The sequence below is a fragment of the Jeotgalibacillus campisalis genome (assembly GCF_000829515.1).
Taxonomy (GTDB): domain Bacteria; phylum Bacillota; class Bacilli; order Bacillales; family Jeotgalibacillaceae; genus Jeotgalibacillus; species Jeotgalibacillus campisalis.
This window is the reverse complement of sequence record NZ_JXRR01000001.1, coordinates 45018-63474: the sequence shown is the minus strand read 5'-3', so window position 1 is coordinate 63474 and position 18457 is coordinate 45018. Positions and strand designations below refer to the sequence as shown.

At 43.4% G+C, this 18457-nt stretch carries 21 protein-coding genes; 15 read left to right on the top strand and 6 right to left on the bottom strand.

All coding sequences use genetic code 11. The features are described from left to right. Window positions 1–12 precede the first annotated feature (12 nt). From KR50_RS00310 to KR50_RS00300, 3 genes are read left to right on the top strand one after another with little or no spacing between them, the layout of a single operon-like run. A complete protein-coding gene (locus KR50_RS00310; protein WP_332307469.1) occupies window positions 13–216 on the top strand; it encodes a uracil-DNA glycosylase in 204 nt (67 codons plus the stop codon). A gap of 4 nt (window positions 217–220) precedes the next feature. Then, window positions 221–520, top strand: coding sequence for a YwdI family protein (locus KR50_RS00305; RefSeq protein WP_041053458.1), 300 nt, complete (start codon window positions 221–223; stop codon window positions 518–520). Between the two features lie 17 nt (window positions 521–537). Further along, on the top strand, window positions 538–909 hold the full coding sequence (locus KR50_RS00300; RefSeq protein WP_041053456.1) for a DUF423 domain-containing protein: 372 nt from the start codon (window positions 538–540) through the stop codon (window positions 907–909). A gap of 92 nt (window positions 910–1001) precedes the next feature. Here the strand turns inward: KR50_RS00300 and gerQ are convergent, their stop codons facing one another. The 3 genes from gerQ to hemQ all read right to left on the bottom strand — a co-directional run bounded on the left by gerQ (window position 1002) and on the right by hemQ (window position 2898). After that, entirely contained in the window at window positions 1002–1487 is a 486-nt protein-coding gene (gene gerQ, locus KR50_RS00295; protein ID WP_084215440.1) for a spore coat protein GerQ, read from the bottom strand. A gap of 32 nt (window positions 1488–1519) precedes the next feature. Continuing rightward, window positions 1520–1942, bottom strand: a complete 423-nt coding sequence (locus tag KR50_RS00290; RefSeq protein ID WP_041053454.1) for a cell wall hydrolase — start codon at window positions 1940–1942, stop codon at window positions 1520–1522. Between the two features lie 206 nt (window positions 1943–2148). Next, window positions 2149–2898, bottom strand: coding sequence for a hydrogen peroxide-dependent heme synthase (gene hemQ / locus KR50_RS00285; RefSeq protein WP_041053446.1), 750 nt, complete (start codon window positions 2896–2898; stop codon window positions 2149–2151). 239 nt (window positions 2899–3137) lie between these two features. Between hemQ and pta the strand changes: the two genes are divergently transcribed. Both pta and KR50_RS00275 read left to right on the top strand, forming a co-directional pair. Further along, window positions 3138–4109 (top strand): phosphate acetyltransferase, encoded by a 972-nt coding sequence (gene pta / locus KR50_RS00280; RefSeq protein ID WP_041053444.1) that lies wholly within the window; start codon window positions 3138–3140, stop codon window positions 4107–4109. A gap of 137 nt (window positions 4110–4246) precedes the next feature. Next, window positions 4247–5092 carry a lipoate--protein ligase family protein gene (locus KR50_RS00275; RefSeq protein WP_041053442.1) on the top strand — a complete coding sequence of 282 codons (846 nt, stop codon included), beginning with the start codon at window positions 4247–4249 and terminating at the stop codon, window positions 5090–5092. Window positions 5093–5131: 39 nt separating this feature from the next. On the opposite strand, the gene KR50_RS00270 is transcribed toward KR50_RS00275, so the two are convergent. Beyond that, complete coding sequence (locus tag KR50_RS00270) at window positions 5132–5908, bottom strand: RsfA family transcriptional regulator (protein ID WP_041053439.1); 777 nt, start codon at window positions 5906–5908, stop codon at window positions 5132–5134. A 197-nt stretch (window positions 5909–6105) separates the two neighbouring features. On the opposite strand from KR50_RS00270, the gene KR50_RS00265 reads away from it, so the two are divergent. The 6 genes from KR50_RS00265 (at window position 6106) to KR50_RS00240 (ending at window position 12399) form a co-directional block, all read left to right on the top strand. Next, on the top strand, window positions 6106–6330 hold the full coding sequence (locus KR50_RS00265; protein ID WP_041053437.1) for a DUF1450 domain-containing protein: 225 nt from the start codon (window positions 6106–6108) through the stop codon (window positions 6328–6330). A gap of 347 nt (window positions 6331–6677) precedes the next feature. Beyond that, window positions 6678–7979, top strand: a complete 1302-nt coding sequence (locus KR50_RS00260; RefSeq protein ID WP_041053435.1) for an HD domain-containing protein — start codon at window positions 6678–6680, stop codon at window positions 7977–7979. A gap of 32 nt (window positions 7980–8011) precedes the next feature. Continuing rightward, complete coding sequence (locus KR50_RS00255) at window positions 8012–8515, top strand: YwgA family protein (RefSeq protein WP_041053433.1); 504 nt, start codon at window positions 8012–8014, stop codon at window positions 8513–8515. Between the two features lie 278 nt (window positions 8516–8793). Beyond that, the gene (locus tag KR50_RS00250) at window positions 8794–9546 is read left to right on the top strand and encodes a DeoR/GlpR family DNA-binding transcription regulator (RefSeq protein WP_041053430.1); all 753 of its coding nucleotides are present in this window, start codon (window positions 8794–8796) and stop codon (window positions 9544–9546) included. Continuing rightward, window positions 9543–10457, top strand: coding sequence for a 1-phosphofructokinase (pfkB, locus tag KR50_RS00245; RefSeq protein WP_041053428.1), 915 nt, complete (start codon window positions 9543–9545; stop codon window positions 10455–10457). The genes KR50_RS00250 and pfkB overlap by 4 nt, the downstream gene beginning before the upstream one ends. Window positions 10458–10470: 13 nt before the next feature. Then, the gene (locus tag KR50_RS00240; RefSeq protein WP_041053426.1) at window positions 10471–12399 is read left to right on the top strand and encodes a PTS fructose transporter subunit IIABC; all 1929 of its coding nucleotides are present in this window, start codon (window positions 10471–10473) and stop codon (window positions 12397–12399) included. A 122-nt stretch (window positions 12400–12521) separates the two neighbouring features. Here KR50_RS00240 and KR50_RS00235 read toward each other — a convergent pair whose 3' ends face one another. After that, window positions 12522–12710 (bottom strand): 2-hydroxymuconate tautomerase, encoded by a 189-nt coding sequence (locus KR50_RS00235; RefSeq protein WP_041053424.1) that lies wholly within the window; start codon window positions 12708–12710, stop codon window positions 12522–12524. A 142-nt stretch (window positions 12711–12852) separates the two neighbouring features. Between KR50_RS00235 and KR50_RS00230 the strand changes: the two genes are divergently transcribed. Together KR50_RS00230 and KR50_RS00225 are read left to right on the top strand one after the other, a co-directional pair. After that, a complete protein-coding gene (locus KR50_RS00230; protein WP_052476599.1) occupies window positions 12853–13521 on the top strand; it encodes a site-2 protease family protein in 669 nt (222 codons plus the stop codon). 19 nt (window positions 13522–13540) lie between these two features. Then, complete coding sequence (locus tag KR50_RS00225; RefSeq protein ID WP_041053419.1) at window positions 13541–14053, top strand: YwhD family protein; 513 nt, start codon at window positions 13541–13543, stop codon at window positions 14051–14053. A 215-nt stretch (window positions 14054–14268) separates the two neighbouring features. On the opposite strand, the gene KR50_RS00220 is transcribed toward KR50_RS00225, so the two are convergent. Next, window positions 14269–16359, bottom strand: coding sequence for a transglycosylase domain-containing protein (locus tag KR50_RS00220; RefSeq protein WP_052476598.1), 2091 nt, complete (start codon window positions 16357–16359; stop codon window positions 14269–14271). 365 nt (window positions 16360–16724) lie between these two features. Between KR50_RS00220 and speE the strand changes: the two genes are divergently transcribed. Both speE and speB read left to right on the top strand, forming a co-directional pair. Beyond that, entirely contained in the window at window positions 16725–17555 is an 831-nt protein-coding gene (gene speE / locus KR50_RS00215; protein ID WP_041053417.1) for a spermidine synthase, read from the top strand. Window positions 17556–17567: 12 nt separating this feature from the next. Further along, the gene (gene speB, locus KR50_RS00210) at window positions 17568–18440 is read left to right on the top strand and encodes an agmatinase (RefSeq protein WP_041053416.1); all 873 of its coding nucleotides are present in this window, start codon (window positions 17568–17570) and stop codon (window positions 18438–18440) included. Window positions 18441–18457: the final 17 nt, after the last annotated feature.

Here is an 18457-nt window from a genome sequence, read left to right as displayed (position 1 = left end):
AGGCAGATGGAAATGGAATCAAAACGCATAAATTGTCTCGCCTGCAAGCACTATTATGTTACATGGGATCCGAAATTCCCAAAAGGCTGCAGAGCGCATCAATTTAAAACGAATCATCTGCCTTCATTGCAAGTATTTCGTGCATCCGGACAGTCCTGTCTGGCGTTTGAAAAAAAGGACCGTCTGCTTCATGCACCGGACGGAAGGAGAGTGTAGCATCATGAGTATTACGGACGAACAGGTCCTGGCAAAAATTGAGCAGCAAATTGGACAAGCCAGGCAAGCACCTTCTGCCAAAAGAAGAGAGCATTTGCATGCGATCCGGACATTATGTGATCTTGCCCTTGATCAAGAAGCTCCATTAACGGAGGGTTCAGGAAATATCAATAGGCGAACAAATCCCATGCCGGCAAATCAGGCACCTGTTTATTCTGCTCCCGCCAAGCCTGTTTCGATATCGCAGGAAAAACCGGTTAAAATGGAAGATGGATCGAACGGGGATTCTTTATTTGATTTTTAAAAAGAGGAGAATAGCTAATGAAATTATTTATTATAATTGGAGCGTTGAATGCGCTGCTTTCTGTAGGACTCGGAGCATTTGGTGCACATGCATTAGAAGGCAGAGTTGAGGCAAAATATCTTGCTACATGGGAGACTGCCGTTCAATATCAGATGTTTCATGCGGCAGGGATTTTAATTATCGGTATCCTGATGGGAACACTCCCGACAACTGGATTGTTAAGCTGGGCAGGCTGGCTGATGCTTGTCGGCATTATCTTTTTCTCGGGAAGTCTTTACGTCCTAAGTCTCACCGGCATCAGCGTTCTCGGTGCGATCACGCCAATTGGCGGAGTAGCATTTTTAGCAGCCTGGATTTGCTTAATCGCTGCAGCTGTAAAAGTCTTGTAAAAAACCTGCTAATCACAAAAACAAACCGCTTCCTCAAGTTAGGGAAGCGGTTTTATTATATGATTTTTTTAAAGTGGAAGGGGAAGCGCGCCTCACCGTTGAGAATAATTGCTCATAGAATTAAGAGGATATGAGTACTGGATTTCGCCTTCAAAGGTTACATAATCAAGATAAATCATGGGTAAAATATAGCGCAGGCCCGTTTTAGAATCACTTAAAATAATATGGTCCCGGCCGGCTGCCTCCACAATTCCTTTAAAAATCTTGGCATTCCATTCCCTATTGTTTTCAAATGTCATGTATACAGTGGCCGGCTTTCCTCGATTCAACCGCAGAATGTTTTCAATATATGACTCTTCGTTTGGCAGCATGGACTGCTGCCCCCCCATAGGAACTGTCGGGGTTTGGTACGTTTGATGACTTTGAGAAGGGTATGAATAACTGGGGTAGGACTGTGGCTGGTAATACGGCTGAGAGTAATGTTGAGATGACTGGGGCATCTGCTGCTGCGGTTTTTGTTGAGTTGGGTTTTGCTGGCTGGTATTTTGCTGATTAGTATTTTGTGAAGGATTATTCATGAAGATTCCGCCTCCTTAAAAATGTAGAAGAGCTAAAACACATCTGGACAATCAGCAGCAGTTGGCGAAAAAAAGCAATGAGATTTGAAACGGCCTGTGTTCCATTGATCATACCATTGAGCTGGGCAGTCCCCATCCGGCCGGTAGAACCATAGACTGTTTGTAGCAGGGTGAAATCTTTCTCCTCTAAGTACACGTCTGGCCAGCTGTCTATCTCTTTCGCGTGGGCGCTGATAAAAATAGCCCTTCTGTGTAGCCTCAAATCCTCCCGGGCTTTGAAAGACCATTTGTTCAATTGTACGGATAGTAGTAAAATCCATGCAGTTCACTCTTGCACGATTCACACCTGTGTTTCCAACCATTAACATGCCGAGTTCGCCGTCTCCCTCAGCTTCTGCCCGCATTAAGCGTGCGAGAAGGTCAACCTCCTTTTCAGTATGGGCAATAACTGCCATCAAGATTTCACTCCTCCCCCATCGGTTTAAAGATATGCGGCGGGGAGAGCTTGTATGCTAAAAACATGTTTTGTGAAAGCTAATAGAAAGTATGGTGCTGTTCTTTAAGGTCTCCAGGCTGAAAAATCCTACTTCCGTGTTGTGTGAAGAAGCAATCTCAAAAAAAAACCGTTCCATTGACTGGAAACGGTTTTGTTAAAAAGTATTTAAACATGTAAAAATCGAGGAAGCTCTTCTTCTTCAAGCAGGTTGCCCACATAAAACGAACCAAATTCGCCATAGCGTGCACTTACTTCATCAAAGCGCATTTCATAAACGATTTTTTTAAATTGAAGTACGTCGTCTGCATAGAGCGTTACGCCCCATTCCCAATCATCAAATCCGACAGAACCGGAAATAATTTGTTTAATCTTGCCTGCATAGCCCCGTCCAATCATTCCATGGTCATACATAAGCTGTTTACGTTTTTCCATAGGAAGCATGTACCAGTTATCTTCGCCTTCACGCTTTTTATCCATTGGATAAAAGCACACATGCTTGGATTTAGGAAGCTGAGGATACAGGCGGGAACGCACATAAGGATTTTCGTATGGATCTTCATCAGAATCCTTTGAGCCATAGCTGCCCAATTCAACTACGGAAACATATGAGTACGTTGGAATCGTAAACTCTGCAATCGTTAATTTATTAAATTCATTTTCAAGTTCGTTTAATTCCTCCATCGTAGGCCGCAAAATAAACAGCATAAAATCTGCTTTTTGACCAACGATCGAATAAAAAGAATGACTGCCCTGTTCCTCCGTCTGAACTGCATCGAGTTTTTTCAGGAATTGCTGATATTCAGAAATGGCAAGTGCCCGGTCATCACTCGAAAGACGTTTCCAGGATGTCCAGTCCATCTTGCGAAAGTCATGAAGGCCGTACCAGCCGTCTAATGTTGTTGCTGCTTCATTCATTCAAAGTCACTCCTTGAAAATTACTTCTATTGTCCGTTTTTATCATATCACATCTGACCAAAACGCACCCAAACTGAGCACGGAATTAAACGAATGTTCATCCTTTCATGCTGAAAGATTACGATGACTAATTTGAAAATACAGAATTTCAAGGTGCAAGCGCTGACATAATGGCTTCTTCTTGAATTCTTTTTCGGATGGGGTATGCTAACGGTATAACGTTTTAAGGAGGTCGCAAAATGAGCGATTTATTTACTACATTGACGGAAAAAGTAAAAGGGAATAATGTGCGAATTGTGTTTCCGGAAGGACAGGATGAGCGGATTTTACGGGCAGCAAGCAGACTGGCTGCAGAAGGCATTCTGACACCTGTTTTAATAGGAAACGAGGCAGCTGTTGAAGAGAAAGCACAGGAAATGAACGTTAAACTGAACGGCACTGAAATAGTAGACCCATCGACTTATGAAAAAATGGACGAGTTGGTTGCCTCTTTCGTTGAACGCCGCAAAGGCAAAGCAACGGAAGAAGATGCACGAAAAATCTTACTCGATGAAAATTATTTTGGAACGATGCTGGTTTATAATGGTCAGGCGCACGGCCTGGTAAGCGGGGCAGCTCATTCCACAGCAGATACGGTACGTCCTGCACTGCAAATTATCAAGACAAAACCGGGCATCAAAAAAACATCCGGCGTATTTATTATGGTTCGTGGAGATGAAAAGTACGTATTTGCAGATTGTGCGATCAATATTTCTCCTGACAGCCAGGATTTAGCTGAAATCGCTGTGGAAAGTTCGAAAACAGCTCAAATGTTCGATATTCAACCGCGAGTAGCGATGCTGAGTTTTTCAACTGCCGGCTCAGCTAAATCACCAGAAACAGAAAAAGTGACAGATGCAGTCCAAATTGCCAAAGAGCAGGCGCCTGACTTGATTATCGATGGTGAGTTCCAATTTGACGCAGCGTTTGTTCCTTCTGTAGCAAAAAGCAAAGCACCTGACTCTGAGATCCAGGGAGACGCAAATGTATTTGTTTTCCCAAGCCTCGAAGCAGGGAATATTGGATACAAAATTGCCCAGCGCCTTGGGAATTTTGAAGCAGTAGGTCCGATCCTTCAGGGATTAAATGCACCTGTGAACGATCTTTCACGCGGCTGCAACGAAGAAGATGTTTATAAGCTTGCCCTTATTACCGCAGGACAAGCACTTTAAGTAAAAGGAGTCCCTTGCTTATAATGAGCAAGGGGCTTTTATCTTTAGTGTACGAAAGGAGGCTAGTCTCTTTTGTGCGCTAAAATATGATATAATTTGTTCAGTTTGAGTTTTTGAATAGAGGAGATCGATGAAGGATGAAGGACATAAGATCGCTTGAGCTGCTGCAGCAGCCGATGTGGCGTGTGATAGATCAATCAAGTCTCGGGTGGATGTTTGAGGGGCTGCAGTCGTTTGCGATGGATGATACGCTTTGTACATCAGTCGGGGCGGGTGATGCGCCTGCAACAGCAAGAGCCTGGGTTCATGAAGATACCATTGTGTTAGGGATTCAGGATACTAGGACGCCCTATTTGGATGATGGGTTAGCAGTGTTTGAAGAGGCTGGTTTTCGCTGTATTGTCCGTAATTCCGGCGGTCTGGCAGTTGTACTGGATAAAGATGTGCTGAATATTTCCCTTATCTTTTCAGAAAATGAAAAAGGGATTGATATTAATAGAGGCTATGATGCCATGGTGGAGCTTGTTCGAATGATGTTTTCAGATTTTAATGCTGAAATCGAGGCATTTGAAGTGACAGGATCTTATTGTCCGGGAAGCTATGACCTGAGCATTGACGGAAGAAAGTTTGCAGGGATTTCACAGCGGCGGATTCGTGGAGGTGTGGCGGTGCAAATCTATTTATGCATGTCAGGAAGCGGCAGTGAACGCGCTGAATTGATCGGTGCCTTTTATGAACAGGCAGTAAAAGGAGAAAAGACGAAGCACACCTATCCCACTATTAAGCCAGAGGTCATGGCATCACTTTCTGAACTGCTGCAAACCGAGCTTTCGATTCAGGATGGAATGCTTCGCTTCTTGCAGTCTCTTAAAAAGGTCAGCGGCACGATTGAGAGCGGTACGTTGAATGAAAAAGAGGCGCTGCTTTATGATGGCTATCTGGCTAGAGTGATGGATCGGAATTCAAAATCCCTTAAACGGTAAAAGCTGTCCGGCTCAATGTTCAAGCTGGACAGCTTTTTATTAATTTTCTACTACTTTTTCAAGGTTGCCATTTCGGTCCATTTTAAATGTATTAGATGGCATTTCTTCTTCGTCAAATAAGATTAGCTTTCTAGCACGGTTCATAATCTTCATCAGTGTTTCGTAGTCTTCTTGCATAGTGGTTTCCTGATCTTCTAATTTACGAACCTGCATTTCAAGCTCGCGGCACTGATCACGCAGGACGCGGTTTTCATTCATCAGACGATCTACCTGGCGGCGAGTCTGTGCATCTTGACCGCGCGTTTGACCAAGCTGCTGCAAATAAGCAATGACAACTTCTAATGACAGAGAAGAGATGGGTGTTTGTCTAATCGACTGAGCTGTCTGGAATTCTCTAATTGGTGAGAAAGTTTCCTCTCTAGCGATTTCCTGCTGATAGTCTGATGAAGGCCTGTATTCCGGGCGATCATCCGGTTCAGTTGGCGGAAAGTCTGAGAATGGCAGATCAGTGGATTCAAACTCTTCAATCGAAGGCATTTGCGGCTGATAAAGAATTTTCTTTTTGCCGCTCTGTTCTTTTCCAAGCAGGCGATAGCGCTGTTTACGCTGTTTTTTTGCTAGATCAAGTGCTTTCTCGTACTGCTGGCGAACGACAGCGTTCCATCTGAACCCACAGGCCGCTGAGGTGCGGTTAAGTTTATCTCCTACTTCTTCAAAAGCATTAAGCTGTGTACTTCCTTCACGCACGTGACGCAGCACTGTATCGGCCAGAACCAAATCGTCTTCTTCCATCCAAGCATCTTGTCGTTGTTTCATTCTGTTCACTCCTGTTCCATGAATCTTTCATTTGGACGTCTATCCATATCGATATTTTCTCCTAAAATTAGAAATTATATACATAAGCGTTAATAGAAAAGATGAACAATTTGATTTAACCTTGAAAACAAGGGGCCAAATCGGTACAATGACTGATAGTGAACCAACGAAACACACAAGGAAAGGGTTGTTGACAAATGGCAAACGAATTTCGAGTTTGCGATGACTGTCAAGCCGTTGATCTGAAGACACTGATCCCCAAGCTAAAGGAGATAGACCCTGATGCTTGTGTTGATATTAGGTGCCAATCTTACTGTGGTCCAGGCCGCAAAAAGACATTTGCCTTTGTCAATAATCGCCCTGTCGCGGCATTGACAGAAGAAGAACTGATGGAGAAAGTACGCACAAAGCTTAAAAAATGAGCACATGATCAAACGAAATATACAGCTGAAGAGTCTGAAAGCAGCTTGAATAAAAAAGAGTTAAAAATAACAGATTTTATCCTTCCCGCAGCCCGGTAACTAATAAGCATTTTCACTTCTTGATCCCTAAAGGTCTTAGGTGCAGAAGCCGCTTATCAGGGGGGCGGGTTTTTCTTTTTGGTAGAAAGCGAGAGACGATTTCTTTAGTTAAAAAGAAAAGCAAAAATTCTTTTTTAGTCTCAAAAATTGAGATGCAGGCGTTTGGATATGGTCGGGATTTGTCAAGTAGTGCAACGAAAAAATTAATCGGTATAATAAGAATATGATGTGCAGGGAGAGGCGAAAAGATGGCGTATTCCACGCAGAAACTTCACGAAGAAAAAGTATTTAAAGATCCTGTTCACCGCTATATCCACGTAAGAGACCAGGTGATTTGGGATTTAATCGGCACCAAGGAATTTCAGCGGCTGCGCCGGATCCGACAGCTTGGCACTACTTATTTAACCTTCCACGGGGCAGAGCACAGCCGATTTAATCACTCGCTTGGTGTATATGAAATAATAAGAAGAATCGTAGATGATGTTTTCGCCAACCGTCCTGAATGGAACGAAAATGAGCGTCTGCTGTCTTTATGCGCCGCACTTCTTCACGATTTAGGACACGGCCCATTCTCTCACTCGTTTGAAAAGGTATTTGAACTCGATCACGAGGCGTTCACTCAAGCAATTATTCTTGGAGAAACAGAAGTTAATGAGGTGCTAAGCAGGGTATCTCCTGTGTTCGCGCAAAATGTATCAGATGTAATTGCTAAAACGTATGAAAATAAACAGGTTATTTCACTAATTTCAAGTCAAATCGATGCAGATCGAATGGATTACCTTCAACGCGATGCTTACTTTACAGGTGTCAGCTATGGTCATTTTGACATGGAGCGTATTCTGCGTGTCCTGCGTCCAAGAGAAGATCAGGTAGTCATTAAATCGAGCGGTATGCATGCGGTGGAGGATTATATTATGAGCCGCTACCAAATGTACTGGCAGGTTTATTTTCATCCGGTCACGCGAAGCTCTGAAGTGATTTTGACGAAAATTCTCCACAGGGCTAAGGAATTAAGTGAAAAGAACTATACATTTGCGCATGAGCCTTATCATTTTTTATCAATATTTAAAGGTGCAGTGACAGTAAAAGATTACTTGAAATTGGATGAGTCCATCATTCTTTATTATTTTCAAATGTGGGAAGACGAAGAAGATCCGATTCTGCGTGATCTCTGCAGACGCTTTATGAATCGCAATCTATTTAAATATGTTGAGTTTGATCCTTCAAAGGAATACAAAAAATTAAATGAACTAGAAAAGTTGTTTGAACTGGCCGGCTTAAATCCTAACTATTACCTGGTCGTGGACTCTTCCTCTGATCTTCCGTACGATTTTTACAGACCAGGCGAAGAAGAAGAACGGCTGCCCATTCATTTAATGCTGCCAAATGGAGAACTGAAAGAACTTTCGAGACAATCGGATATTGTAGACGCAATATCGGGTAAACGAAGAACAGACCATAAGCTATATTATCCAAAAGATTATATTTTAGATGATTCGTCACATATGGAAGTTAAAGCAAAAATCAAGAGCATTCTCGGTCTGGAATAACCCGGCAAGGCGCTTAAAGGAGAGGAAGAACCATGATGAAGGACCATGCAAAGCTTATGCAGGCCTTTTTCGTTTCGGGGGAGATTGTTGGACGGAAAAAGCTGCAGAAGATGATCTATATTGCCAAAAAACTGTCGTTTCCTTTTCAGGAAAAATATCAGTTCCATTTTTTTGGTCCTTACTCTGAAGAATTGACGCTTCGAGTAGAAGAACTGTGCAATATGGGATTTATCAATGAAATGAAAGAAAAAAAGAGCGGTTATACGCAGTATCGCTACACCATTACAGAAGAAGGCAAATCATTTCTAAACGCTCAGGCGGCAAATCCCATGCCGGAAGTAGAAGACTGTCTGAAGGACCTAAATACCCAGTCCTCACGCTTTCTTGAGCTCGTTTCAACCATGCTTTACTTTGAGGGCTTAGACGAGCAGGAGCTGATCGAAAAAGTTCAAAAAGTAAAAAGCAAACAAAACTATACAGCTGAAGAAATTGTGCAGGCTTTATCTTATATAAAGCATTTATCTACTGTTTCTTAACTCCATTCATCTGCTGATTTTGCAGATATGAAATCGAAATGTCCTGACGGATAAGATTTATTCGTCAGGGCATTTTTTGTGCAAAAGCATGCTCTTTCGTATGAATACGGGCCGTCTCCCTAAGATTAACTTCTCAGTAATTTGAGACTTAGTAAAAAAGTCGTTCAAAAACCTATCACATATTTGAATGTTTTTGATCGTTTTTGAAACTTTATGATTGATATTTGAAAGCGTTCTCTTTATACTGAAGGTAAGCTAAAGAATTGGGGGCAGAAACGATGCTGACCGACGAGAGATTCGCGCTCATTTTAGATTGCGTAAAACACCAGGACATCGTGAAAATTCAAGAGCTGGTTGAACGGACGGGAGCTTCAGAGTCTACGATTCGAAGAGATTTAACAGAATTGGAAAATAAAAAGTTTATCAAGCGTGTTCATGGAGGGGCAAGGCTGCTGAAAGGCAAGCTGCAGGAAGCAAGTGTTCCTGAAAAATCATCCAAAAGCCTTCATGAAAAGAAAAAAATCGCTCAATTTGCTGCTTCTAAGGTGGAAAAAGGAGATTGTATTTTTATAGATGCGGGTACGACTACACAGCAGATGATCGGCTACCTGCCACACACAGAGATTGTGGTTGTGACAAACGGGTTGATGCATGTGGAGGAGCTTCTTGAACGGGGCATTAAAACCTATCTGATCGGCGGTGCTGTCAAGCCGAGAACAAATGCCATGGTGGGAAGAGGAGCGCTTGAATCTATGAAAGCATACCGGTTTGATAAAGCTTTTATGGGTACAAACGGTGTTCATCCTGAATTTGGGTATACTACACCTGATCCGGAGGAAGCCCAAGTTAAAGAGCTTGCCATCTCTCTTACACGAGAAGTGTTCATGCTGGCAGACGACTCCAAAATAGGAGAAATTGCTTTTGCTTCATTTGGAAAGATTCAGGATGCGTTCCTGATCGTTAATGAACTCGAAGAAGAAACAGTGTCTGTCTATCAAAAACTAACAACAGTAAAGGTGGTGGGGTCGTGATCGTAACGGTAACACTTAATCCTTCAGTGGATTATGTCGTAAAAGTGGATGAACTGAAGGTTGGCTCTTTGAACCGAACAAACGATACTGCTTATTTTGCAGGGGGAAAAGGGATCAACGTTTCTCAGGTACTGCAGGAGCTGGATATTAAAAATACAGCAACAGGATTTGTCGGTGGATTCAGCGGGAAGTTTGTCGTGGACTCACTGGCTGAAAAGGGGATTCAAACGAAATTTCTTGATGTTTTGGAACCGACACGTATTAATATTAAATTGAAGACAGGGCAGGAAACCGAAATTAATGGCGCCGGCCCTGCGATTTCAGAAGAGGATCTTAGCTCATTTCTACATTCTCTTGAACAATATGACGAAGGAGATACACTCGTTTTAGCAGGAAGCATCCCGTCATCGCTGCCGTCAGATTTATACGGAACACTTGCCAGGAACGCTTCGGCAAAAGGGCTGAAAGTCGTCATTGATGCAGAAAAAGCACTGCTTGAACCTGCTTTGACTTCACCGCTTTATTTTATCAAGCCCAATCACCATGAGCTGGGTGAGTACTTCGGAGTGGAAATTGACTCAATAGAGGACGCAATTGTTTACGGTAAGCAACTGCTATCCTATGACATAGAAAACATTATGATTTCCATGGCGGGCGATGGGGCCGTGTTGCTGACAAAAGACGCTTCCTACCGCGCAGAAGTACCAAAAGGAACAGTTATAAACAGTGTAGGCGCAGGAGACTCTTCAGTTGCAGGATTTTTAGCAGGAAAAGAAAGAGGTTTATCCATAGAAGAAGCCTTCCGCCTAAGTGTTGCAACAGGTTCAGCTACTGCTTTTTCACAAGGGCTTGCTGCAGCAGATGAAATTGACCGATTAATCCCGGAAGTCACGATTCATAAATTGAAATAAGGAGGGGTACCACTTGAAAATAACAGATCTATTGACAAAAGGTACGATTAAGCTGGATCTTCAGTCAACTCAAAAGGCAGATACAATCGAAGAAATGGTCTCAATTTTAGATGGAGCCGGGAAACTGTCAGATCGTGAAGCTTATAAAAAGGCAATTCAGGCAAGGGAAGATCAGACGACAACGGGGATTGGGGAAGGCATAGCGATTCCTCATGCAAAAACGGAAGCGGTTAAAGAACCGGCCATTGCTTTTGGGCGTTCCGCTCAGGGGCTGGACTATGAGTCACTTGATGGACAGCCGGCCCACCTGGTCTTCATGATTGCAGCAACAGCAGGTGCTAATGATACCCATCTTAAAGCACTTAGCCGTCTTTCTATGCTGCTGTTGAAAGAAGAAGTAAAGCAGGGGCTTTTGGACGCGAAATCACCGGATGAGGTATTAGCGCTAATTTCCCATTTTGAAGATGAAAAAGAAAAAGAAGAAGCAGCTGAAAATGAAGCGAATAATGTTGCCTCTGGCGAAGACCAGGAAACAGATGTCAACGCTGCTATTGCACCTACTGGGAAAGTTTTGGCTGTCACAGGCTGCCCAACAGGAATTGCCCATACGTATATGGCAGCAGATGCCCTGAAAAACAAAGCAAAAGAAATGAATATTGACATTAAAGTAGAAACAAATGGTTCAGATGGCGCGAAGAATGTACTGACTGCTGCTGATATTGAGCAGGCAGTGGCAATCATCGTAGCAGCTGATACTAAAGTGGAAATGGATCGCTTTCAAGGAAAGCACGTAATTGAAGTTCCTGTAACAGACGGCATCCGGAAAACAGAGCAGCTCATTAATCGTGCAATTGAACAGGATGCGCCGATTTACAGAGGCTCAGGCTCTTCAAAAACGGATGATGGGGAAGAATCAAGCGGAGGAAAAGGGCGGTCAGGAATTTATAAGCATCTGATGAACGGGGTCTCAAACATGCTTCCGTTTATCGTCGGTGGTGGAATACTGATTGCTGCTTCCTTTGCCTTTGAAGATCAGCTTACTGGAGAACGATCTCCTTTAGGCGATATTTTAAGCATGATTGGCGGAGAAGCGTTCTTCCTTATTGTGCCGGTGCTTGCCGCATTTATCGCGATGAGTATTGCGGACCGGCCTGGTTTCATGCCTGGTATGGTCGGCGGTTTGATGGCCGCAAATGGTGAAGCAGGATTTCTTGGCGGAATTATCGCCGGTTTCTTAGCTGGTTATATAGTGGTCGGATTAAAGGCACTCTTTAAAAATCTGCCCGCAATCCTTAACGGTCTTAAACCGGTCTTAATTTATCCGCTGCTTGGCGTTCTTGCGACAGGATTAATCATGTATCTTGCCATTCAGCCTTTAAGTGCCCTGAATCAGGGAGTCATTAACTGGCTTGGCGGTCTTGGTACTGGAAACCTTGCTCTTCTTGGAATCCTTCTGGGTGGTATGATGGCAGTTGATATGGGAGGACCTATCAATAAAGCCGCATATGCCTTTGCACTTGCAGTTGCTGCAGACGGACAGTTTGGTCCACAGGCAGCCGTAATGGCTGGCGGAATGGTGCCTCCGCTAGGTTTGGCACTGGCTACAACTTTCTTTAAACGTAAATTTAATGATCAGGAAAGAAAGACAGGCTTTTCTGCTTACTTCCTTGGTGCATTCTTTATCACAGAAGGAGCCATTCCATTTGCTGCTGCAGATCCGCTGCGGGTTATCCCTTCAGCTGTAGTTGGTTCAGCCATAGCAGGTGGTATGACACTTTGGTTTGACCTTGCACTGCGCGCGCCGCACGGAGGAATTTTCGTATTTGCTACACTTGAAGACGGCTTGATCAGCGTGTTGTTATATACGCTGGCGATAGCAGTCGGAGCTGTTGTAACAGCTATCATGGTTGGCTTGCTGAAAAAGCCGATTGAACAAAAATAATTGGAAAGCAAAAAGGCTGGTCACAAGGTGAAAGAGAATCCTTGTGACCAGCCTTCTTTTCTTTTTTAGAGACGGTACTTAGAATAGGCACCCTTACTCTCTGCATGCTTAGTGGTTTTGAATCAGTTTTCGTCACTCAGGCGCTTGCCGCCGACTGCATAATGGCTTTTTTTCATTTCTTCAATAAAAACCACTACTTTTTCTGCAGGTGCACCTGTTGTTTCTGTTACAGCATCGGTTACTTTTTCAACAAGGGCTTTTTTTTGTTCTTCAGAACGGCCTTCAATCATTTTAACGGTAACATAGGGCATGTGAATGATCTCCTCTCTTAGATGAACTTCAGCATCGTGTTCATGATTCAAACTATGATACAATCGAATCAATCAGCCGCTGCTTCTTTTAGTGTAAACGACCTTGAGGATAACACAAGCAAGATACACGCATGACGGTCGAATGAAAGGTAGTGGAAGCGTGTTTTCTTTATTTAATCATCCGGAACAAATTATCTATATAAGTATTACGCTATTGGCGGCCTTCACCCTGCATGAATTTGCGCATGCGTACGTTGCGTATAAATTTGGCGATCCTACAGCAAAAAACCAGGGGAGACTGACATTTAATCCACTGAAGCATCTGGATCCCATTGGAACAATTCTCATTTTCATTATTGGATTTGGCTGGGCCAAGCCAGTACCGGTCAACCGATTTTATTTTAAGCAGCCGCGATTAGCAGGTGTACTCGTATCGATTGCGGGACCGCTGACAAATCTGCTGCTTGCATTTATTGCGCAGGGGATTTACATAGCTTGGGCTATTTCAGCTGCTCAGGTGCCTGTCTTTGCTTCCGGTCTGCTGATGACCATGGTAGGCTTGAATATCGTTTTGTTTGTGTTTAACTTAATCCCGCTCCCTCCGCTTGACGGGTACCGGATCATTGCGGATTTAGTGCCGAACAGAATCAGACCGAAACTGACCCAGTATGAACAGTATGGAGGAATCCTTTTTCTCATAATAGCTATTACACCGCTTAGCAATTATACGATTACGCCGCTGTTTAACACGGTCGTCCCGGCTATTCGTGACGCATTAACCTTCATTATCGCAATTTTATTTGGATTATAACGAATAGGAGTGAACGAAGATGACAGAAAAAAAGAAAAAAAACATAGGATTTAATATTATTAAAAATGACCCGACAGACGGACATGGAGGGTTTGGTATTGGCGCCTTGAGTCTGGACAATGTCTCGCCTGTGATCATAGATGTGAATGAAGGGGAAGCCGAGATTGACGTCGGCGCCATGCATGCCAGATCGAAGGCAGAAAAAGGAGTCAAGTTTACGCAAAATCGTGAAGACTCTGCAGGCGGAAAGCCTTACTGGCTCGTATGGGTGACGATTGACCGCAAGCAGGAGGGACCCTATTATGCCGGGGTGACTGCCTGTGAAATGGTTGTGAATCGTGAAAAAAGAAGAGGCTATAAAATGCTGCCAGAGCATGTAAATCTAATGGACAAATCGATGAAAAGAAAAGTTGTCGTAGAGAAAATGGACGACAAATCAAAAAAGATCCTTTCAGATTTTCTTAAGTCTCATAACGAAGAGATGTGGAACCATTCTGATCCTTCCTTGCATGAAGCGCTGCAAATAAATTGAAGCATAAAACACGTGAACAAATTGTGACGTTTTCCGTAAAAATGGTATCCTATATTGCTCTAATTGTCGAAACGGAGTACACTACTAGTACAGTTGCATAAGTATGTAACTAGGACATAAAAACCCCGAGGCCGCACACCTCGGGGTTTTTTCTATCCTATTTTTGCTTGAAAGGGCAATTAGTGCATTTCGTTTACTGAGAGTTCTGAATTCATCTAAAACCATCTATCCAAAAACCAGGTATCAGCATCTGCTTCCTCGATCTCCTCAGGCTCTTCCGGCGGTGTCATGACCGGTTCTCCGGGTGCGTCCCCATCCTCATCAGACTGGTTTGTACAAGCTTCAACAGGTTCTGTTTTAGATAGAAAGTATGCTGTGCGCTTCCCTTCACACTCATCAGAAGAAAGCAGTCCGGAATGAGGGTCCATATTCACAGCGACCACGCCATCTGGGGGAACAAGGTATTCTTCCTTTGATCCCTCTAAAGCCCGTTCCATAAACCGGATCCAAACTAATTTAGAAATAGCTTTATCTTCACTCAGTGTGATTTCTGTACCTTCATCATAGCCGGTCCAGATTCCCGCGGTAAGAGAAGGGGAGAAACCGATCATCCACTGATCAGATTTTGTGGTACCTGATTTTGCACCGTATTCTCTTGTTTTTTCGTTTAGCAGGGTAATCCCTGTAACGGTGGAATAATCATTTAATGCAGGGTCAAATGTACCGGTCAGCATATGAGACATGACAAACGCTACGTCAGAATCGACTGCTTTCACCGGCTTGTCTTTATGCTCATAGATGACTTTTCCATCAGCTGTCTCTACTCTGCGGACAAAAACGGGCTCCGTTCGTTTTCCGCCGTTTGCAAAGACATTGTACGCATTGACCATTTGAAGCGGGACCACCTCAGAGGTTCCAAGAGCTGCTGCAGGACGGTTGTCGATGTTTGTTTCCAGTCCAAATCTTTTTCCCGTTTCACTCAACACATTATGGCCAAGAAACTCATGCGTTTTCACGGCATAAATATTATCCGAAATCGCAATCGCCTGAGCTAACGTAATATTGTCATTAGCAAATTTATGATTAAAATTCAATGGTGAATATTCACTGTTCCCATCATCATAGGTAAACGTCGTGGGTTCACTCCGCATCGTTGTAGCGGGTGTAAAGCCGTGTTCAAGAGCGGCTGTATAGAGAATAGGCTTCAGCGTAGAACCAGGTTGTCTGACGGCCTGTGTCATGCGGTTAAACGGGCTTGCATCATAATCTTTCCCGCCAATTAGCGCCTCTACGTATCCGTTTTTTGGATTTAAAGCCGCAAAGCCGACTTCGATTTTTGATTTTTCCGGAACGACTTCACTCATCACTTCTTCGGCGATTTTCTGCTTTTCAGGATCAAGCGTGGTGTAAATTTTCAGTCCGCCGTACTTTAAATAATGAGGTTCAAGGCCTATTTCACCCTCCAGCTCAGCCCAGACAGCATCTTGAAAGTATGGAGCCAGATCCTCCGTTTCCTCTGAGTGAACGCCTGTCACGGTTATTTTTTGCTTCTTCGCTTCTTCAGCTTCCTCTTCTGATATAGCCCCGTTAGAAGTCATCTCATCTAAGATCAGCTCCTGGCGCTCCTTTGCATTATCGTAATAATTTACAGGAGAATAGCCCGAAGGTGATTTTGGAACGCCGGCAAGCATCGCAGACTCAGCTAACGACAGCTCTTCGGCTGCTTTATCAAAGTAAAATTGACTGGCTGCTTCAATGCCATAAGCTCCGTGCCCATAGTAAATAGTATTTAAATAGCCTTCTAAAATAGTGTCTTTATCATAATTCCATTCAAGCCGAACCGTATATAAAGCCTCATTGAATTTTCTGGACCACGTTTTATCATGTGAAAGATAAAGATTTCTGGCGTACTGCTGCGAGATCGTGCTCGCCCCCTGAACTTTAGCCATCGCTTGAATATCGGCTACAACTGCTCCGGCAATCCGTTTATAGTCAAAGCCGTTATGTGAAAAAAACTTTCGATCTTCTATCGCAATGGTCGCATCAATCGCATCAGGCGCAATTTTATCAAGCGGCTGCCAGTATCTTTTTTCACCGGAATGATGCTCCCCAATCGGTTCATCACCGGCAGAATATAGAATCGTGGACTGACTGACTGCAACAGAAGGTGGGCCGGTTGTTTTTGCATAAAAGTATAGGCCAACCGTTAATATGCTCCATAATCCTGCTGCGAGGACGATGGATAATAAACTATATCGCATCGCTTTGCCGATCTTTTTGCGTTTTCTCCTTTCTAATCTTCCCATTCGAATCTTTACCCCCAGGCGTCTTTTAATCGTTAGTATGAGCGGAATGAGCAAAATTTAAACGCTGTTTTCTTTTGTCCAGCAAATGAAGAGCCGAACCTCTTGTTTTTATTTTACATGCTACTTATAAAAAGGGATTTTCCAACTCTGTTGCCTGTCCCGTTTATGCTTCAGATAGCAAGGTAGATGCGCAGCTCTATTTTTAATCGTTTGTTCATTAAAATACCACTTGTATTTCTGCTGTATATCTCTATAATTTTTCATGTGTGTTTTTTATTTTGTCAGAGTGGAAAACAAAGCATAGAACGACACTAATCCATGAATAAACAGGGATGTAAATATAGAGTAATAAAGGAGAATGTAAAATGGCTGGCTTTTGGTTTACAGAAAAACAAACAGAAAACTTTGGAATTACAATGAAGGTTAACAAAACGCTTCACACAGAAAAAACTGAGTTTCAACACCTTGAAATGGCAGAAACAGCCGAGTGGGGAAATATGCTTTTCCTTGATGGCATGGTTATGACCTCTCAGCGCGATGAATTTGTGTACCATGAAATGGTTGCACATGTTCCGCTTTTCACTCACCCCAACCCTGAGAACGTTCTTGTTGTAGGCGGAGGAGACGGCGGTGTCATCCGTGAAGTATTAAAGCACCCTTCTGTTAAGAAGGCTACATTAGTTGAAATTGATGGCAAAGTCATCGAGTACTCAAAGAAATTCTTGCCTGAAATTGCAGGCGGTCTTGATGATGAGCGTGTTGAAGTGATTGTTGGAGACGGCTTCATGCACATTGCTGAAAGCGAAAATGAATTTGACGTCATCATGGTCGATTCAACTGAACCTGTTGGACCAGCTGTGAATTTATTCACAAAAGGCTTTTATTCAGGCATTTCAAACGCATTAAAAGAAGATGGAATCTTTGTAGCACAATCAGATAATCCTTGGTTTAAGTCGGATCTGATTAAGCAGGTTATGAGCGACGTGAAAGAAATCTTCCCGATTACACGCCTGTACACGGCCAATATTCCAACCTATCCAAGTGGTCTGTGGGCATTCACATTAGGATCAAAAAAACATGATCCATTGAAAGTTGCTGAAGAACGCTTTCATGACATTGAGACGAAATACTATACCAAAGAGTTACACAATGCGTCATTTGTTCTGCCAAAATTCGTGAAAGACCTGACGGAATAGGAGGAAAGTCGAATGCGTTTTGATGAAGCTTACTCAGGAAATGTTTTTATAAAAAGTCATCCAAGCTACGAGGATGCACAAGCGGTGATTTATGGGATGCCGATGGACTGGACCGTCAGCTACCGCCCGGGTTCCCGGTTTGGACCGTCGCGCATTCGAGAGGTATCCATTGGACTTGAGGAATACAGTCCGTATTTGGATCGCGAGCTTGAAGAGGTAAAGTATTTTGACGCTGGTGACATTCCGCTGCCCTTTGGCAACCCATATAAAAGCATTGAGTTAATTGAGGAGTATATAGATGGGTTAATGGCTGACGGAAAATTTCCGTTAGGGATGGGCGGGGAGCATCTCGTTTCCTGGCCGGTCATGAAAGCAGTGTCTAAAAAATATCCTGATCTTGCGATTATTCATATGGATGCCCACACGGACCTTCGCACAGATTATGAAGGAGAGCCGCTTTCCCATTCTACACCCATCCGTAAAATTGCCGAGCATATCGGGCCTGAAAACGTCTATTCATTTGGCATTCGTTCCGGGATGAGAGAAGAGTTTGACTGGGCGAAAGAAAACGGCATGCATATTTCAAAGTTCGAGGTTCTAGAACCGCTTAAAAAAATCCTTCCTGATCTAAAAGGACGTCCCGTGTACGTTACAATTGATATCGACGTCCTTGATCCCGCTCACGCACCAGGCACAGGAACCGTGGATGCTGGAGGCATTACATCACGTGAACTGCTTGCATCGATTCATGCGATTGCTGGATCAGACGTAAAGGTAGTGGGGGCTGATCTTGTAGAAGTAGCTCCTATCTATGATCCCTCTGAACAAACAGCGAATACAGCGAGCAAATTATTGCGCGAAATGATTTTGGGATGGATAAAATAAGAAGACACTGATCTGCC

Bases quoted from the DNA above. Each gene is read 5' to 3' on its own strand.
- KR50_RS00260 (WP_041053435.1), top strand. From the start codon at position 6,678: ATGGCGTATTCCACGCAGAAACTTCACGAAGAAAAAGTATTTAAAGAT.
- speE (WP_041053417.1), top strand. From the start codon at position 16,725: ATGGCTGGCTTTTGGTTTACAGAAAAACAAACAGAAAACTTTGGAATT.
- KR50_RS00235 (WP_041053424.1), bottom strand. From the start codon at position 12,710: ATGCCCTATGTTACCGTTAAAATGATTGAAGGCCGTTCTGAAGAACAA.
- KR50_RS00290 (WP_041053454.1), bottom strand. From the start codon at position 1,942: ATGGCAGTTATTGCCCATACTGAAAAGGAGGTTGACCTTCTCGCACGC.
- KR50_RS00265 (WP_041053437.1), top strand. From the start codon at position 6,106: ATGGCAAACGAATTTCGAGTTTGCGATGACTGTCAAGCCGTTGATCTG.
- KR50_RS00250 (WP_041053430.1), top strand. From the start codon at position 8,794: ATGCTGACCGACGAGAGATTCGCGCTCATTTTAGATTGCGTAAAACAC.
- KR50_RS00220 (WP_052476598.1), bottom strand. From the start codon at position 16,359: ATGGGAAGATTAGAAAGGAGAAAACGCAAAAAGATCGGCAAAGCGATG.
- KR50_RS00305 (WP_041053458.1), top strand. From the start codon at position 221: ATGAGTATTACGGACGAACAGGTCCTGGCAAAAATTGAGCAGCAAATT.
- KR50_RS00225 (WP_041053419.1), top strand. From the start codon at position 13,541: ATGACAGAAAAAAAGAAAAAAAACATAGGATTTAATATTATTAAAAAT.
- KR50_RS00275 (WP_041053442.1), top strand. From the start codon at position 4,247: ATGAAGGACATAAGATCGCTTGAGCTGCTGCAGCAGCCGATGTGGCGT.
- pta (WP_041053444.1), top strand. From the start codon at position 3,138: ATGAGCGATTTATTTACTACATTGACGGAAAAAGTAAAAGGGAATAAT.
- KR50_RS00310 (WP_332307469.1), top strand. From the start codon at position 13: ATGGAATCAAAACGCATAAATTGTCTCGCCTGCAAGCACTATTATGTT.
- hemQ (WP_041053446.1), bottom strand. From the start codon at position 2,898: ATGAATGAAGCAGCAACAACATTAGACGGCTGGTACGGCCTTCATGAC.
- speB (WP_041053416.1), top strand. From the start codon at position 17,568: ATGCGTTTTGATGAAGCTTACTCAGGAAATGTTTTTATAAAAAGTCAT.
- gerQ (WP_084215440.1), bottom strand. From the start codon at position 1,487: ATGAATAATCCTTCACAAAATACTAATCAGCAAAATACCAGCCAGCAA.
- KR50_RS00255 (WP_041053433.1), top strand. From the start codon at position 8,012: ATGATGAAGGACCATGCAAAGCTTATGCAGGCCTTTTTCGTTTCGGGG.
- KR50_RS00300 (WP_041053456.1), top strand. From the start codon at position 538: ATGAAATTATTTATTATAATTGGAGCGTTGAATGCGCTGCTTTCTGTA.
- KR50_RS00270 (WP_041053439.1), bottom strand. From the start codon at position 5,908: ATGAAACAACGACAAGATGCTTGGATGGAAGAAGACGATTTGGTTCTG.
- KR50_RS00230 (WP_052476599.1), top strand. From the start codon at position 12,853: ATGAAAGGTAGTGGAAGCGTGTTTTCTTTATTTAATCATCCGGAACAA.